Annotated in this window: 17 protein-coding genes and 1 pseudogene; all 18 read right to left on the bottom strand. The window is 45.3% G+C overall.

Annotation, left to right across the window (positions count from 1 at the left end; all coding sequences use genetic code 11):
• Positions 1–101: 101 nt before the first annotated feature.
• Complete coding sequence (gene cccA, locus AUL54_RS18100) at positions 102–464, bottom strand: cytochrome c550 (RefSeq protein WP_060964735.1); 363 nt, start codon at positions 462–464, stop codon at positions 102–104.
• Positions 465–811: 347 nt separating this feature from the next.
• Positions 812–1,933: an RNA polymerase sigma factor RpoD gene (rpoD, locus tag AUL54_RS18095; protein WP_016938926.1), complete on the bottom strand. Its 1,122-nt coding sequence runs from the start codon at positions 1,931–1,933 to the stop codon at positions 812–814.
• 192 nt (positions 1,934–2,125) lie between these two features.
• A complete protein-coding gene (gene dnaG / locus AUL54_RS18090) occupies positions 2,126–3,937 on the bottom strand; it encodes a DNA primase (protein WP_060964734.1) in 1,812 nt (603 codons plus the stop codon).
• A gap of 21 nt (positions 3,938–3,958) precedes the next feature.
• Positions 3,959–4,465 (bottom strand): YaiI/YqxD family protein, encoded by a 507-nt coding sequence (locus AUL54_RS18085; RefSeq protein ID WP_045926739.1) that lies wholly within the window; start codon positions 4,463–4,465, stop codon positions 3,959–3,961.
• A gap of 256 nt (positions 4,466–4,721) precedes the next feature.
• On the bottom strand, positions 4,722–5,534 hold the full coding sequence (locus tag AUL54_RS18080) for a pyruvate, water dikinase regulatory protein (RefSeq protein WP_060964733.1): 813 nt from the start codon (positions 5,532–5,534) through the stop codon (positions 4,722–4,724).
• 24 nt (positions 5,535–5,558) lie between these two features.
• On the bottom strand, positions 5,559–6,197 hold the full coding sequence (ccpN, locus tag AUL54_RS18075) for a transcriptional regulator CcpN (RefSeq protein WP_003152989.1): 639 nt from the start codon (positions 6,195–6,197) through the stop codon (positions 5,559–5,561).
• Between the two features lie 101 nt (positions 6,198–6,298).
• Positions 6,299–8,338, bottom strand: coding sequence for a glycine--tRNA ligase subunit beta (gene glyS / locus AUL54_RS18070; RefSeq protein ID WP_060964732.1), 2,040 nt, complete (start codon positions 8,336–8,338; stop codon positions 6,299–6,301).
• On the bottom strand, positions 8,331–9,218 hold the full coding sequence (glyQ, locus tag AUL54_RS18065) for a glycine--tRNA ligase subunit alpha (RefSeq protein ID WP_060964731.1): 888 nt from the start codon (positions 9,216–9,218) through the stop codon (positions 8,331–8,333). Before glyQ ends, glyS begins: the two co-directional genes overlap by 8 nt.
• A gap of 301 nt (positions 9,219–9,519) precedes the next feature.
• Positions 9,520–10,287: a DNA repair protein RecO gene (gene recO / locus AUL54_RS18060; protein WP_060964730.1), complete on the bottom strand. Its 768-nt coding sequence runs from the start codon at positions 10,285–10,287 to the stop codon at positions 9,520–9,522.
• Positions 10,288–10,323: 36 nt separating this feature from the next.
• Positions 10,324–10,467, bottom strand: a complete 144-nt coding sequence (locus tag AUL54_RS20910; protein WP_007408286.1) for a YqzL family protein — start codon at positions 10,465–10,467, stop codon at positions 10,324–10,326.
• Between the two features lie 155 nt (positions 10,468–10,622).
• On the bottom strand, positions 10,623–11,528 hold the full coding sequence (gene era / locus AUL54_RS18055) for a GTPase Era (RefSeq protein ID WP_016938919.1): 906 nt from the start codon (positions 11,526–11,528) through the stop codon (positions 10,623–10,625).
• The gene (locus AUL54_RS18050; protein ID WP_016938918.1) at positions 11,509–11,919 is read right to left on the bottom strand and encodes a cytidine deaminase; all 411 of its coding nucleotides are present in this window, start codon (positions 11,917–11,919) and stop codon (positions 11,509–11,511) included. Before AUL54_RS18050 ends, era begins: the two co-directional genes overlap by 20 nt.
• 121 nt (positions 11,920–12,040) lie before the next feature.
• Positions 12,041–12,415, bottom strand: a complete 375-nt coding sequence (locus AUL54_RS18045; protein WP_060964729.1) for a diacylglycerol kinase family protein — start codon at positions 12,413–12,415, stop codon at positions 12,041–12,043.
• Positions 12,396–12,869 carry an rRNA maturation RNase YbeY gene (ybeY, locus tag AUL54_RS18040; RefSeq protein WP_003152973.1) on the bottom strand — a complete coding sequence of 158 codons (474 nt, stop codon included), beginning with the start codon at positions 12,867–12,869 and terminating at the stop codon, positions 12,396–12,398. The genes AUL54_RS18045 and ybeY overlap by 20 nt, the downstream gene beginning before the upstream one ends.
• Positions 12,870–15,002 (bottom strand): HD family phosphohydrolase, encoded by a 2,133-nt coding sequence (locus AUL54_RS18035; RefSeq protein ID WP_060964728.1) that lies wholly within the window; start codon positions 15,000–15,002, stop codon positions 12,870–12,872.
• 80 nt (positions 15,003–15,082) lie between these two features.
• The gene (locus tag AUL54_RS18030) at positions 15,083–16,042 is read right to left on the bottom strand and encodes a PhoH family protein (protein WP_045926742.1); all 960 of its coding nucleotides are present in this window, start codon (positions 16,040–16,042) and stop codon (positions 15,083–15,085) included.
• Positions 16,006–17,230 (bottom strand): annotated as a pseudogene (gene yqfD, locus AUL54_RS18025) (sporulation protein YqfD). The gene AUL54_RS18030 and the pseudogene yqfD overlap by 37 nt, the downstream one beginning before the upstream one ends.
• A 17-nt stretch (positions 17,231–17,247) precedes the next feature.
• Complete coding sequence (gene yqfC / locus AUL54_RS18020; RefSeq protein ID WP_003152966.1) at positions 17,248–17,529, bottom strand: sporulation protein YqfC; 282 nt, start codon at positions 17,527–17,529, stop codon at positions 17,248–17,250.
• Positions 17,530–17,576: the final 47 nt, after the last annotated feature.

The raw sequence follows: 17,576 nt of genomic DNA, 5'->3' as shown, positions 1-17,576 counted from the left end.
CTCAGGTTCTTTTTCCTTTACTATCATATAAAAAAACCGCCCGGAATCCAAGCGGCGGATAGAGTTTTTCATATGTCTTTTATATAGGGACAGGTAAAGCTTTATTTAATCTCAGAAACCCATTTTGCCATGTCATCCATCTTTTCGGCCGGGACAAGGCCGGCTGGCATCCCGTTGCCGCCTTTTTCAATTCTCGTTTTAATCGCAGCGACATCTTTTCTTTTGCCGACGCCTTTTAAGCTCGGCCCTGAGACACCTTCATAGTTCTCCCCGTGACAGGTGATGCAGTTCGCTTTATAAATCTCTTCAGGTGAAGCGTTTGCAGTTTCCTTTTCGGCATTTTTGCTTTCACCGCCGCTTGCGATCTGATGCGCATCTCCATTCCCTTTTACTGACAGAAAGAAAGTCAGCCCTATTCCCAGAACTGCGATGAGCAAAAAAGGAATCAGCGGATTCCACTTCATATCTCCATCCCCCTTTTTCATTCTCCCCCTATGTAAACACTTCTAATTCTAACTTATTTTTACAAAATGTAAATGGTCTCATTAAGCAATTTCTTTGATTTCACAATTTATACATAAACAAAAATAACTGTTTTGTTTACCCAAAATTGTCTTTATTCTATTGTATAATGAATTGTATACGCTTACAATAAGGAATATAAATTAACTTATCTCGCTTTCCCTCTATTCAGGACATGCCGCATTTTTCCGAACCCATTTGCAAAACACATGCTTATCCAGTAAAATAAAGGTATATTATCCATATATCTTATACGTAAAAAAGAACGGATCAACAGACCCGTTCCATTCTATTCGAGAAAATCCTTCAGACGTTTGCTTCTGCTTGGATGTCTCAATTTACGAAGCGCTTTTGCTTCAATTTGGCGAATACGCTCTCTCGTTACTCCAAACACTTTGCCGACTTCTTCAAGCGTTCTTGTGCGTCCGTCATCCAGACCGAAACGGAGACGCAGCACATTTTCTTCACGATCCGTCAACGTATCCAGCACATCTTCCAGCTGTTCTTTCAAAAGCTCATATGCCGCATGATCCGACGGAGACGTCGCTTCCTGGTCTTCAATGAAATCACCGAGATGTGAATCGTCTTCTTCACCGATCGGCGTTTCTAAAGAAACAGGCTCTTGGGCAATTTTTAATATTTCACGAACTTTTTCAGGCGTAAGATCCATGTCTTCAGCAATCTCTTCCGGTGACGGCTCTCTGCCCAGATCCTGAAGAAGCTGACGCTGCACACGGATTAATTTGTTGATCGTTTCCACCATGTGAACCGGGATACGGATCGTTCTCGCCTGGTCAGCGATGGCGCGTGTAATCGCCTGTCTGATCCACCAAGTCGCATACGTACTGAATTTATATCCTTTACGGTAGTCAAACTTTTCGACGGCTTTCATGAGACCCATGTTTCCTTCTTGAATCAAGTCTAAGAAAAGCATGCCGCGGCCGACATACCGTTTAGCAATGCTGACAACTAAACGAAGGTTTGCTTCAGCCAATCTGCGTTTAGATTCTTCGTCACCTTCTTCAATTTTTTGAGCATAGGTGATTTCTTCTTTAGCAGAAAGAAGATTTACCCGTCCGATTTCCTTAAGGTACATGCGGACTGGATCATTGATCTTTACGCCAGGCGGTACGCTGAGGTCATTAAGGTCAAATTCTTCTTCGGCTTTGGCAAGCTGTTGAATATTAGGATCTTCCGTTTCTTCATTTTCACTAATTAATTCAACACCTTGTTCTCCTAAAAATTCATAATACTCATCCATTTGGTCTGATTCAATTTCAAAGCTGGACATGCGTTCAGCAATTTCTTCATATGTTAAAACGCCACGTTTTTTTCCGGTTTCAGTAAGCTGGTCTTTTACCTGATCCAGTGTAAGTTCTGTTTCTGTCTCGTGGGTTTGTTTATCAGCCATTATGGATCCCTCCTTCCAAAGCTTGCAACGAATTCTAAAAGCGGTATGTTTCTTATCCGTCCCGGGAGCCTTCTCTCTTTTTCAGCATGCAGGGCAGCGGATAATAAGTGACAATTCATGATGAGGTCAAGCGATCTATTTGCTCCTCCGCAAGGAATCATTGCCAAGAGAACGCAAGCCTCTTTTTTGATGTTATTTTAATGATCGGTTCAATGCGACAATTTCTTGAGCCAGAGACGCAGCTTTCACAAAGTCTTTCTGCCTCTCTGCATCCGCTCGTTCTGCTTCTTTTTCCTTTATCATTGACCATTTTCGGTGATCCAACACTTTTTTTACATAATCGGATAACTCGGCCTCTGAGAGCTCCTCGTTTATTTGGAGCATCCCTATATCTGAAAGCAGCTGGCTGATTTCATCATCCTGCATTCTCGCCATAAGATGCTGCGGCGTCATGTCAGCGCCCTCTTCATAAACAGCGTACAGATATGCTGCCAGCGCACGATGTCCGTCAATGTTAAATTCAAAGCCGACACGCTCAATCACTTTCTTTATGACGTTTCGGTCTCTCAGCATATGAGCGAGAAGAAGTCTTTCCGCATTCTCATAGGCGGGACGGAGACGGCGCCGTTTCGCTTTTGTCGTCACCCGGGCCCGTCTTGGCTGCGGTTCGGCGTTTTTGCCGCCGGGGGCGTTTTGGGCGGCATAGATGGAAAGCTGTTCAGTCAAAGACTCTACCGAAAGAGAAAATTCGGAGGCGAGCTGCTTCACATACATTTCCTGCTCAAGCGACCCCGAAAGAGCGCTGATTTCTTTCAGCACTTCTTTCATGTAAGCGAGCCGGTCTCCTTCGTCAGATAAGTTTTTCCCTTTGCGGAAATATTGCATTTTAAAAGCCATGACCGTAACGCTTGCATCAATGATATCTGTCTTGAATTTTCCTCCGCCCCGGGTTCTGACATAGTCATCAGGATCAAGACCGTCAGGCATCATGCTTACTCTTACCTTACAATCAGCTTTCTGAAGCAGGTCGGCCGCTTTCAGCGTAGCTTCGTACCCGGCTTTATCCGAATCGTAGCAGAGAATGACCTCCTGAACATTTCTTCTCAGGATTTTCACATGCTCTTCGGTGAGCGACGTCCCCATTGTGGCGATACTTTCTTTTACGCCTGAGCTTACGGCGGAAATGACATCCGCAAAGCCTTCAAACAGAACGGCTCTCTCCTCTTTCCTGATCGGCAGGCGGGCCTTATGGAAGTTGTACAGCAGCTTAGATTTATGAAACAGCGGCGTTTCCGGACTGTTCATATATTTCGGCTGCTGGCTTCCGAGCGCCCTTCCTGAAAAAGCCGCCACGGCTCCGTGATGATCATGAATGGGAAACATGATTCTGTTTCTGAAACGGTCAAAATATCCGCTGCCGTCTTCCCTTCTGATCAGCAGACCCGCTTTCTCCATCAGTTCTTCCTCAAAACCGCGCTTTTTCAAGAATTTCGTCATGAAATCCCAGGAATCCAGCGCGTAGCCGATTTCAAACTCATCTATGAGCTCTTTCGTAAAACCCCTTGATAAAAGGTAATCTAACGCTTCCTGGCCTTCCTTTGTATTCATTAGCAAATGATGGTAAAATTTCTTCAGAAGCTCGTGAGCTTCCGCCATCTTCTGGTCTCCGGAAGATTCCGGCCTGGATGCAGAGTGAATCGTTATATCATCAGGGAAATCAATCTGATATTTATCAGCAAGGTGAGAAACAGCTTCCGTAAATGAATAGCCTTCCATCTGCCGTAAGAAAGAGAAAACGTTCCCGCCCGCTCCGCATCCGAAGCAATGAAAGATCTGCTTATCACTGGAGACGGAAAACGAGGGCGTGTTTTCACCGTGAAACGGACAGAGCCCAAAGTAGTTGCGGCCTTGCTTTTTCAATTGGACATAATCACCTATGACTTCAACAATGTCTGCTGACTGCTGCACCTGATTAACTACTTCATCTGGTATGCGGTTTCCCATCTTATAACACTCCGTCGTACATTATTCGATGTTTTGATTTGAAATCCCTTCATCATTCGACAGGATTTTTTTAAGCAGGGTAACAAATCGATTCCGATCTTCTTTATTTAATTTTTTAGGTCCTTTGGAATAGATGCCGCTTCTTCTCATTTTGCCTGACATATGACGGCTCATCAGAGCGAAGTCAATCGTGTCTTCAGTATAAGAACGGCCCCTTTCCGATAAGACGGCGATATTTCTGTTCAGCAGAAGAGATGCTAAACCGATATCCTGCGTGACTACGACGTCTCCCGATCTCACATGGTTTGCGATGTATAAATCTGCCGCTTCTTTATGAGGATCTACGTATATCCAGTTCTCGTCTTTGCTTCTGGAAAGCTGGTAGTGTTCAAATGATGCGACGAAAATAACACGAACGCTGAATTGCGATGCAATGAGCAAGATTTCCTCTTTTACGGGGCATGCGTCTGCATCGACAAAAATCGTCTTTTCTTTTTCATTTAGAAGACTAATTCTCCATCCCTCCATCAATCTCCTGCATAAAAACAAGCGAAATCGCATATGCTCCATGACTGCGGATCTATTTTGAGTCTTTGTCGAAAAATTTCCGGGAGTTATTCTTGACATCTTACCCGTAATAGTTTATTCGTATCACACTAAGCTTAAACCTAAAAATAAACATTTTATCACAATTTTTTATTATAATACAAACTTCGCGAAGATGCCATCCTTTTTGTTTATTCCCTATTTGCATACCCAAAAACCCAGGATAAAGCGTCCTGAGTTATCGGCCCTTTGTTTTCAGATGATGAATGATGTTCGCTGTTTCCTCGACCGCTTTGTTCGAAACGTCAACGACTTGGCAGCCGATCCGATCCACGATTTTCTCAAAATACTCCAGCTCTTCTTTAATTCTGTTGATATTGGCGTAAATGGCTTTGTCATTTAAGCCGAGAGATTTTAACCGTTCTTTTCGAATATGGTTCAGTTTATCAGGGCTGATTTTTAACCCGATGCATTTTTTCGGATCAACGCTGAACAGTTCTTCCGGCGGATCGACTTCAGGCACGATCGGCACGTTGGCCACTTTCAGGCGCTTATGGGCAAGATATTGAGATAATGGGGTTTTAGACGTTCTTGATACGCCGAGCAGGATGATATCGGCTTTTAAAATGCCTCTTGGGTCCCTCCCGTCGTCATATTTAACGGCAAACTCGATCGCCTCGACCTTTTTGAAATAATCTTCATCAAGCTGGCGGACGCGGCCCGGTTCATATTTCGCCGCCAAACCGTAGGCTGTTTCCATTTTGTCGATGAGCGGACCGATAATATCGTAGTACATCACATTCGCTTTTTCCGCTTGTTCAACTAAGTATTTGCGCATTTCAGGAACAACGAGCGTAAAACAGATAATGCCGCCGTCCGCTTTGGCGAGAGACACGACTTCATTAATGGTGCCGATATCTTCCACATAAGGTATTCTTCTGATATGCGTATCATCGGCTGAGCCGTTAAACTGGCTGAGCGAGGCTTTTACAACGAGTTCGGCGGTTTCTCCGACTGAGTCTGATACTACATAAATGATGCGATTGTCCATGTTATCCCCCGTTAGTTTTCAAGCTTATATGATTTCATTCTCTGATAAACTGACAAGTATCTTGGTCATATTCGTTTTGGTAAAGCGGCCGATGACCTCAAAGCCTTTATCCGTATCTTTAATAACGGGCAGGGCATCGATCTGTTTCTCAATCAAATATTTGGCGATGTCCATCACATAATCGTCACGCCGGCAGACGGCGATATTGGGCATTCTGGTCATAATAATATGAACCGGTATTGAGGCAAGTTCCTGCTGGCCGATGCTCGCCCGCAGCAAATCTTTGCGTGACAGCACACCGACTAAGACAGCATCACGATCTACGACAAATAACGTGCCGACATCTTCTAAAAACATGGTGCAGATGGCATCGTATACTGAGACGTTTTCATTGATGACGACAGGGATCGATTGAAAATCTTTCACTTGCAGCTTTTTCAGTTTATCCGCAAGCAGCTGATTTCCCGTTTTTCCGGTATAAAAATAACCGACCCGGGGACGGGCCTCTAAGAAGCCTGACATGGTGAGTATGGCCAAGTCCGGCCGCAGCGTGGCTCTTGTTAAATTGAGCTGTTCTGCAATATGCTCTCCGGTAATCGGGCCGTTTTCCTTTACAATTTGTAAAATTTGTTCTTGCCGTTTATTTAATTCGATCGTACTCACCACCTTTATGGAAGGGTTTCTTTATCTATGTTTTTCATTCTGTGATGTTTATGTAAAAGGGGAAAAGACGATTGCCGATCACACAGCAACCGTCTTTTTCTTTATTTTACAATAAGATGATTCATATTAGCAAAAGACTTGATCACATCTGCAAGTGCAGTCATTTGCGCTAAACGGTTGGTTTTTAATGCTTCATCGTCCGCATTGACCATCGTGTGATTAAAGTAATCTTCGATCGGCTCCTTTAATCCGCTGAGCGCGGCCAGCGCCTGTTCATAGTTTTTAGAGGCAAAGCTTTCCGCGACGCTGTCTTTTGTTTTTTGATAAGCGTCAAACAGGTTTTTCTCCTGTTCATTTTCAAACAGATCCGGCTTGATATCACGGCTCTCGCCTTTTTTACTGATGGAGATGACCCGTCCCAGTGATTCAGCCGTTTCTTTAAATCCAGGTGTGCCGAGGTGTTTCTCAAGCACTTTTGCTTTAGAAACAGCTGCATACGGCTCAAGCTCCGTGCTGTCCAGAACGGCTTCAATCACGTCATGACGGATGTCTTCAGCGTTTAAGACGTATTTCAGACGCTGTGTAAAGAAATCAAGAAGCTCATTTTCTTTTTCCGTTTCTGTCAATGACAGCAGTTCTTTAAAAGAGATGCCCCAGTTGCGGTCGATCAGAATGGAAACGATGCCGCTTGCCTGACGGCGCAATCCATACGGATCCTGAGAACCTGTCGGGATCACGTCAATGCTGAAGAAGGAAGCCATCGTGTCCAGTTTATCGGCTAATGCCACGACCGCACCGGTAAAGGTTGAAGGCACCTCTCCCCCGGCCGCTCTCGGCATGTAGTGCTCATTTACCGCGGCAGCGACGGCTTCATCTTCACCGAGCATGCGCGCATATTTTTCTCCCATGACGCCTTGAAGCTCAGGGAACTCATAGATCATATGTGTAACAAGGTCAAATTTAGAAATCTCTGCGGCGCGCTTCACATGTTTTTGCGTCTGTTCATCAGCATTCAGGCGGACCGCAAGTTTACCCGCAATGGTGACCACTCTTCTTACTTTATCCCCGAGGGAACCGAGCTCTTCATGGAAAACGATATTTTCCAGTTTCTTCACATTTTCATCGATGTTCAGCTTTTGGTCTTCCTTGTAGAAGAACGCAGCATCTGAAAGTCTTGCTCTCAGCACTTTCTCGTTTCCGCGGGCAACATTTTCAAGGGCATGGCTGTTCCCGTTTCTTACCGTAATAAAATGAGGCAGCAGATTCCCGTTTTCATCTTTTACCGGGAAGTAGCGCTGATGCTCTTTCATAGTTGTCACAAGCACTTCTTCAGGTAAAGAAAGAAACTCGGGTTCAAAAGAGCCGTAAAGCGCTGTCGGATATTCCACCAGATGATTGACTTCGTTCAGCAGATCTTCATCTATCGGAATATTCCATTTCTTTTCGTTTGCCAGCGCGTCCAGCTGCCCCTGAATCATTTGTTTGCGCACTTTCGGATCAGCAATGACGTGCTGTTCTTTCAGCAGCTCTTCGTATGATGACGGTGCATCAACAGATACTTCTTGACCGAGAAAACGGTGTCCCTGTGTGTTCCGGCCCGTCTCTACATTCGTGATTTCAAACGGAATGACGTCTTTTCCGAAGAGAGCGGCAATCCATTTGATCGGACGGATATAACGCAGATCCTGTGTGCCCCAGCGCATGTTTTTCGGGAAATGCATTCCGGTAATCAAGTTTTCCAGCTGCGGTAAAAGTGTTTTCGTCTCTTGTCCCGCCTGGAATTTTTGGACGAAAACATATTCCGTGCCGTTTACGTCTTTTATATACAGGTCATCCACTCCGGCGCCTTGGCCTTTGGAAAATCCGATAGCGGCTTTTGTCCAGTTTCCGTCAGCATCCAGAGCGATTTTTTTCGCCGGTCCTTTTGCTTCTTCCTGAATATCAGCCTGTTTTTCTGCTACGTCTTTTATATATACTGCCAGACGTCTCGGTGTATTAAAAAGTTTCACTTCACCGTGGGCAATATTTTTTTCAGTCAGCCAGCCGGTCAGTTTGTCACCGAGCTGCACCATGCTGTCATGTAAAAAACGCGCCGGCATTTCCTCGAGTCCGATCTCTAAAAGCAAATCTTGTTTACTCATGGGAAGAGCCCTCCTCTTTAAGCATTGGGAACCCTAATTTTTCCCGTTCTTCATAATACGTTTTGGCTACTTTTCTAGCTAAGTTGCGGACCCGTCCGATATAACCCGTCCGCTCTGTCACTGAGATTGCGCCTTTTGCGTCCAGCAGGTTAAATGTGTGAGAGCACTTCAGCACATAATCATAGGCCGGATGCACAAGGCCGTTATCCATTTGTCTGATCGCTTCTTTTTCGTAAGTGCTGAACAAATGGAAAAGCATATCCACATCTGATGTTTCAAATGTGTAAACGGAATGTTCATATTCAGCCATCATAAACAAATCTTTCACTGTGAATCCTGATGTCCATTCAAGATCAAAGACGTTTTCTTTATCCTGAATATAAGACGCAAGACGCTCAATGCCGTACGTAATCTCAACAGACACCGGTTTACATTCAATTCCGCCCACCTGCTGGAAGTACGTAAACTGGGTGATTTCCATACCGTCAAGCCATACTTCCCAGCCAAGGCCCGCACAGCCTAAAGACGGGTTTTCCCAGTTGTCTTCTACGAAACGAATATCATGCTCGAGCGGATCAATACCGAGCGCGCGCAATGAATCCAGGTAAAGCTCCTGGATGTTATCAGGCGACGGCTTGATAATGACTTGGAATTGGTGATGCTGATAAAGTCTGTTCGGGTTTTCTCCGTACCGTCCGTCCGCAGGCCGTCTGGAAGGCTCAACGTAAGCCACTTTCCACGGCTCGGGTCCGATGCTTCGTAAAAATGTATACGGGCTCATTGTGCCTGCGCCTTTCTCCACATCATACGCCTGCATGAGCACACAGCCTTCATTAGACCAGTGTTTCTGCAAGGTTAAAATCATATCTTGAATGTTCATTTCAAGCACCTCCACTTTCTCCATTCTTTTACAAGTGCGGCGGCAATCAAAAAACTCCCGTCTCTATGCTTGCCAGCCGCAAACATAGGGACGAGAGTTCTCCCGCGGTTCCACCCTAGTTGCTGAGGATGTGAATCGCTCAGCCTCTTTTTAAAGAGTTGCTCAAGAATGCCTTTCGTTGCGCGCTCATCCCTAGCTTACACTGTCCTAAGGTCGCTTATATGAGTTGGACGCAAGTACTTCTTTCTGTCACTGCAACATATTTTATAATAAATGATCATATAAAAAGATGGGCAGAATGTCAACTTTTGTTTTCATCCAAAAGGTTCTTCATGCTTTCCATCTGATCTAAAAACCGCTTTGACTTTAAATAAAGCCCTGAATATTCCTCGTAATACAGATCAATGACCTGTTTTATTTCATTTTTGGTTTCGTGCTTTAACGAGACGCTGCCGAGCCTTCCGATATCAAAGTAATAAAAAAGCCTTAGCAGCCTTGCCGTTTGCGGCGAAATCGGAACTTTGTACGGATCTTTTTCAAAGCAGCGGTGGCAGATAAAACCGTTATCTCTTATCGAAAAATGAAACGTCCCGTCCCGGCTTTTACAGTGGACACAATGATTCAGCTCCGGATACAGCCCCATGACGCCAAGCATTTTCATCTGAACGATGAAGGTGATCACGTCCGGGTCAGTCCCCTCATTCAGCCTCTTAAAGGATTCGAGAATCAATTCGAATAAATAGGGGTTCGGTTTCTTCTCTTCCGTTCCTTTGTCAGTGAGTTCAGCGATAAAAGCGGCATATGCCGTCAAAAACAAGTCTTCTCTGATCGTTCTCATGCTGAGAATCATTTCACCCTGCTGGAGCGTGCCGAGTCCGGATGTTCTTTGCATTAAAAATGACCCGTACAAAAAAGGCTGGCTGACTGCTGACAGCCGGCTGGCTGACTTCCTGGCACCCCTTGCCATGACGCCGATTTTGCCGTGTTCCCTCGTCAGCAATGTCACGATTTTATTCGTCTCTCCGTAGTCATTCGTACGGAGCACGATTCCTTCACATTTTGTCAGCATTTCCGCACCTTCCAACAACGGGAGGGGCCAAGAGGTTTACAAAATTGGAAAATCAATACGGGCTAGCTCATCTTCCGGTTCTTCGGGTCTTTCCAGGTTCTCTTTTTCCAGTTCTTTAAAAAGAAGGTACGTATCAACACTTCCTGTTTGAGAAAATACGTTCCAGGTAAAATTCAACACAAAAAACCCACCTTTCATCATTAAACTAGCTTGCCAATCCAAATTCTTACCCTTATCTTGACCTGATGTCCTCCTTTTCATGTTAAACAAATTTTGCTAACGAATCCCTGTTTCTGTGAGGTAATCCCACACATCAGGCATGCGCCTCAGATAACTTAATATTCATCCTCTTTGAAGCCGAAATCACGCAGCTGAGACATTTTATTCCGCCAGTCCTTCTGCACTTTCACCCATAGTTCCAGGTAAACGCGTGAGCCCAGCAGCGCTTCAATATCAGCCCGCGCTCTTTTGCCGACTTCTTTCAGAAGAGCTCCTTTTTTCCCGATGACGATTCCTTTTTGAGAATCCCGCTCGACCACGATGGTGGCGGCGACATGGACGGAGCCGTTCTCCTGCCCTTTAATGGACTCGATAGCGACAGCGATGCTGTGCGGCACTTCTTCCCTTGTAAGATGGAGCACCTTTTCCCTGATCAGTTCAGAAATAATAAACCGCTCAGGATGGTCAGTCACCTGATCGCTCGGATAGAACTGAGGCCCTTCCGGTAAATACGCTTCAATCTGCGTGAGCAGGGTCTCGACGTTGTTTCCTTCCAATGCTGAGATCGGCACGATTTCCTTAAACGGATAGCGCGAACGGTACTCATCAATTAAAAGAAGGAGCTGATCAGGGTGGATCTTATCAATTTTGTTTACGATCAAAAAGACCGGCGTGGACGTCTGTCCAAGCTTTTCAATGATAAACTCGTCGCCCTTTCCGTACCCTTCCTCGGCGTTAATCATAAATAACACCAAGTCAACTTCTTTCAGCGTGTTCTGCGCCACTTTCATCATAAAATCGCCAAGCTTGTGCTTCGGTTTGTGAATGCCCGGTGTATCAATAAAAATGGTCTGCGATGTGCCTGTTGTCAGCACCCCTTGGACTTTATTTCTTGTCGTCTGGGGTTTGTCGCTCATGATGGCGATCTTTTGACCGATGACCCTGTTTAAAAAGGTCGACTTACCAACATTCGGTCTTCCGATGATTGATACAAATCCTGATTTAAAGCTTTCGTTCGTCATGTAAATCCTCCGATGAAAATGCGCCCGGCAATAATTCTTCCGCAGTCATTTCTTTTATTTGTCCTTGTAAGTTGGTCAGAATAACAAGCATATCCTTTGAGCACAGCTCGGAAATTACTTGTCTGCAGGCTCCGCACGGTGAAACCGGTCCCGGAGTGTCCGCAGCCACGGCGAGCATCGCAAATTCCGTATCCCCCTCGGAAACAGCTTTGAATATCGCCGTGCGTTCAGCACAGTTGCACATGCTGTATGCCGCATTCTCGATGTTGCAGCCTCTGTACACTTTTCCGTCTTTGGTAAGAAGAGCGGCTCCCACTCTGAAGTTTGAATACGGCACATACGCTGTGTCCCGTGCTGTTAATGCTTCTTGAATCAATTCTTGTCTGTTCATGTGTACTTTTCCTCTCTTACCTTAATCCTGAATGATACCGCTGTCACTTTTATTTTACATAATTATGATTGGTTTTTCACGCCCATTTTTGGCAATGTAAAATAATTGTAAGAATCTTCTGCTAACATATCTTCGGCAAGAAGATGAGTAAACCAATAATACACGAAATCACGGCAAAGACGCAAACGGCTCCGGCTGCCGCATCCTTTGCCGCTTTTGCGAGCGGATGATACTGATCGGTAACTAAATCAACAACATGCTCTATCGCCGTATTTACAAGCTCAAGAGTAAGCATTCCGCCGATCAGGATCAAAATAACGGCCCATTCGGCCGTATTGAGCCCGGTGAGAAAACCGCAAAGGATAACGGCGCAGGCCGCGATGATGTGAAATTGAAAATTCCGCTCTGACCGCGCCGTTTTCCAGATTCCCCTCCATGCATGGACAAAGCTTTTCAGGAATCTGCTCCACTCGTTTTTATGATCTCGTGAGTCCATACTCATCCAGCAAATCCTTTTGCTTTGAAAACATTTCTTCCTCTTCTTCTTTTGTCATGTGATCATAGCCCAGCAGATGCAAAAAGCCGTGGACTGCCAGAAAGCCAAGCTCTCTCATAAACGAATGGCCGTACTCTTCAGCCTGCTCCTTCGTTCTGTCGGCACTGATGATAATATCTCCTAAAACAGGCGGCATGTCAGCGCCCACGATTTCAACCTCGTCTTCGCCTTCTTCCTCAAGTGCAAACGAAATGACGTCAGTCGGGGTGTCTTTTCCCCGGTAGTCTCTGTTGATTTCTCTGATTTCCTCATTTGTCACAATCGTAACGGATACTTCAGCCTGATCCTGAACGCCTTCTTTTTCCGCCGCAAATTGAAGCAGCTTTTCTACTTCTTGGAGCGCATCGGCTGAGACGCTGTTTGTTTCATCAACAATATCTATGAGTAAACCCATTTATTTCACCTTCTTCGTAGCCTCCGGATATTCAATCCGGGAGTGGAAAATTCCTTTTAAAGTCGCACATAGTGTTTTTGCGATCGTATCCAGCTCTCGGAACGTGAGATCACATTCTGAGAACTGCCCGTCCTGAAGCTTGTCGGATATAATTCCGCGCACCAGTTTTTCAATCCGTTCGGGATTGGGATTATGCATGGAACGGACGGCAGCTTCAACGCTGTCGGCCACTGAAATGATTGCGGCTTCTTTTGATTGCGGCTTCGGCCCCGGGTAGCGGAACTCTTGCTCTGTAATCTGGTCGCCCTTTTCCTTCGCTTTATAATAAAAGAATTTCAAAAGAGACGTTCCGTGATGCTGCTCTGCGATATCCACGAGCTCTTTCGGAAACTTATAGCTTCTGAGCATATTCGCACCGTCTGTCGTATGCGCGATGATAATATTTTTGCTGAGCTGAGGAGACAGCTTGTCATGCGGATTATCCATATTCATCTGATTTTCAATAAAATATTGCGGGCGTTTCGTTTTGCCGAGATCGTGATAATACGCTCCGACCCTTGCCAAAAGACCGTTTGCCCCTACAGCTTCACAGGCCGCTTCCGACAAATTCGCCACCATGACGCTGTGATGATATGTACCGGGTGTTTCCGTTAAAATCTTCCGAAGCAGGGGATGGTTCGGATTAGACAGTTCAATCAGCCTCATTGTAGAAAGAATGCCGAATCCCGTCTCAAAAAACGGCATCAGACCGATAATCAAAACGGATGAAGCCAGTCCCGAGACGACCCCCATCAGCATCAGCGTTCCGATTTCAACGGGCGACAGCGCCGTGTTTTGGATTAATAAAAGCGACAGCACGATAATCATATTAATAAATGAGACGAACAATCCCGCCTGCAATATTTTTGATCTCACGTTATGTTTCCCCAAAAACAGAATGCCTGAAATGCTGCTGATTAAATAGTAGATACCGATCACATAATTAAATGTGCCCGTCACACCCTGATTAAACATCATACTGCCGCAAATCGCCAGAATGATGCTCCCTAAAATGGCAAGCCTTTCATTGAGCAGCAGCCTGAACAAAATCGCGCCGGCGGCGATCGGAACCAGATAGCCGATGTTGGTGTATTCAATCTTCTGAAAGAGACTGACGACTTCCATTATGACGAGAATAAGCGTTGTAATGATAGAAAACAGCAATAGGGATTTATTTTTCAGCTTAAGCTCCTGCTGCTGTTTCTCGAAATAGTAGACAAGCGTGGCAATAAACAGCCCGATCATCAGAAGCAGACCGCTGATCGGCTTTAACAGGTTGGAATTATTCAAAAGCCCCGTCAGTTCGAGCTTTCTGTATACTTCCCGGTCGATCAGGTCATTCTCTTCCACGAGAACCTGTCCTTGTTTGATCTGCACCGGCTGAACGCTGTCTGACGCTTCCTGACGTTTTTCATCGGTCGCTTTCGGATCAAACACGTAATTCGGGATCACCGCATATTTTCCGATTTCAGTCGCAGCCGCTAAATATTTTGACGGCACGGAGGCGCTTTTCAGCTCTTTGGCGACCTTATCCTTCGCTTCAGCAAGCTTTTCAGAAGGAATTTCACTGCTCATCACCGTGTTCACTGCGGTTATGACAGAATCCCTCACAAATGAAAAATCTTCATTGTTCGCATGGAGAAGCGATTTAATGGCATCTTCCGAGATGGATTCATTGACATCCTGTGTCAGCTTGCTTTTCACCGATTTGACCAGCGATTTTTCCGAAGGTGACTTTTTGTCTTTATCCGCATCTGTTTTCACTTCTCCGATGCTGTCAAATATGGAGGTGATCAGGTCAAGCCGGTTGTCGGTATAGCCTTTTTTCAGAGTGTATTGATCTTCTACTGCATCTTCGGCCGCCTGTTTTTTCGCTTCCGTCGCCTGCTGATCTTCCACTGTGGCGGGCGCGTAAATCGTCTTATCACTGACTGAGAACAAATCCAAATTAAGTGATTCAGGTTTTACATGAATAAAGAGCAAACCAAACATGATCGCTGAAAGCAGCAGATACAGCAGTACATGGGCTGAGCGGGCATGTCTGAAAGTGCGGAACCGTTCCCGGGCGCTTTTACCCTTTCCCTTCTTTTTCAAAACAAGAACCTCCTCCCTGAAACATCAGGAACACATCATATAAAAATGACCCGATAACGGGAGATCGGGTCATTTTTGCATTACTTTTGCTTATCATAAGCTTCAATAATCTTTGCAACAAGCGGATGTCTGACCACATCTGTCTGGTCAAGTTCAATCACGGAAATGCCGTTTATGTCATTCAGCATATCCCTCGCTACTGCAAGTCCCGATGTGACGCCTTTCGGCAGGTCAATTTGGCTTACGTCGCCCGTAATGATCATTTTAGAGCCAAAACCCAATCTCGTCAAAAACATTTTCATTTGAGCGGGAGTGGTATTCTGGGCTTCATCAAGAATCACATATGCGTCGTCAAGCGTCCGCCCTCTCATATAGGCAAGCGGGGCGATTTCGATAACCCCTCTTTCCATCAGACGCTCCGTATGGTCGCTTCCGAGCACATCGTGGAGCGCGTCATACAGCGGGCGCAGATAAGGATCTACTTTTTCCTTTAAGTCTCCGGGCAGAAAACCGAGGCTTTCGCCGGCTTCCACAGCGGGTCTTGTTAAAATGATTTTTTTAATGTGGCCGTTTTTTAAAGCATGCACCGCTTTTACGACCGCCAAATATGTTTTGCCGGTTCCCGCCGGCCCGATACCGAACACCATGTCGTTTTTCTTCATCGCCGCAACATATTCTCTCTGGCCGATGGTTTTGACACGGATCGGTTTGCCTTTTGCCGTTTTCGTTATTTCCTCTTCATACATGCTTTCAAAATAGTCCAGTTCATCTTTCTTTGCCATTTTCACGGCATACAGCACATCACGTTCCGAAATCTCGATCCCCTTGCGGATTAAAGTAAGGAGCGAGCCCAATAATCTGTCAGCAATCTCAAAAGACTCATCATTGCCGGAAACGTAAATGGTTTCACCGCGTGTGATGATGCTTACGCCCAGATCCTTCTCCATTAAATGTAAAAAGGCATCTTGGCTGCCGAACAAAGAAAGTGCTTCATCCGGGCTTTTCAGTTTGTGATTAATCGCAAGTAAATGTTCTGCCATTCTTTAGTCTCCCTGAACAATAGGTGTGGTTTGCACGATATCTTCTATAACTTGGTAGAGAATAATCAACTTTACTTTACCATTCTCAACGGATTGGTGCAAAACTTTTTCACTTTCCACCTCTCCGCTGCCGCTTAATCGCTTCTCTACGTCTTGTCTGCCCATTTTGATGCCGGCCTGAACCGCTTCGTCCTTCGTATAAGTCCGCACGGATGTTTCGCTTTCTCTTGTCTGTTCTTTGACGTAAGATACCGGAAGCTTCAGCCCCAGAAATTGAAACGGATGCTTTTCTTCCTCTGTTTTCGGATGTTTCAGCGGCTCCTCATTAAACCCGAAGCCCCAAAAAGGCACGCCCCATGATCCGAAAGACAGCTTGTGCTTCGTCCTTACTTTACCCGTATATAGCGTAAATGATGTTTCAAGAGGCACAGTTACTTCTGACTTGTACCATGTTTCTCCGTAAATTTCCGCTTTTGAGGCGACTTTCCGGTCTTCATTTCCGATCAGTCCTGAGACGAGGAGCTGTCCTTTGTCAACATGATCGTTCACAAAAGCCATCGGCTGCCCCTTTTGCACGAACATCCTTTTGATGACCGCCTTCTTTTTGGCAACGATATGGCGGGGGCTCACGTACTTTTCTTTTGTCGGTTCATTTTTTTCGACCACTTTCATATGAAGGGCTGTCCCGTTCAATTCCACACCGACCCACGTAATATTATCGATGCCGTTTGTTAATGATTTTTGAATTTTCTCCGGCGTCATCATCAAAAATTGCAAACGGCCTTTTTTTACACCGATTTCTTCCAGATGCTTCATCATCTGATGCTCGGTTTCGGGCTTTGCCCCTTTAATATCAATGTCCCAAATCATGTTGGACAAAAGAAACAATATAACGAAAAATATCACAAATCCCGCAGTGAAGCCCAGGTTTAATTTTGATTTGAGAAGCAGAAAGGGCAGGCCCTTTCTTTTTGTAAAGCTTGCTTTGCATTCATGTTTTCTGATGACTCTTCTGAAAGCATGTACATCTTGAAGCTGAATCATCAGCAGAACACAGTCTTGCTTTTTTTTCACCGCAAAGATGGCGATTCCGTTTCTCGTGCATTCATTAAGCAGCCGTTCAATCCCTTTTCCTTTGACTTCCATTTGGACTTTACCCGAAAAAAATGACAGCCATTTGTTTTTCACATTATTTCCCCCCGGCTTTATGAATCGACATATCTTACGTGATCTATCGTGCCTTCCAAAAGAATTTCCTCAGGAAGGATTGCCTTAATGACCAAGTTTTTTCCTGATATGATACATTGCCCCTGCTTGAGCATCAGCCTGACTTCTTCTTCGCTGAACAGCAAGAGGCCTCTGTGATTTTCTATGTAGATATGAAGTCTGCCGACCATCGTAATGCGAGGCAGATCCATCATAACGTCCGGGGGAATTTCCAATGCTCTAGTCAGCCACGCCTTTACACGATTCTTTCTTTGCCCCATAAAAAAAGAACCCCCTTTCATCTCATATGTATGATTTGAAAAGGGGT

Source organism: Bacillus sp. SDLI1 (assembly GCF_001553895.1).
Taxonomy (GTDB): Bacteria; Bacillota; Bacilli; order Bacillales; family Bacillaceae; genus Bacillus; species Bacillus siamensis.
Note: the sequence above shows the minus strand (reverse complement) of the source record. Positions and strands in the feature narration are given on the sequence as shown.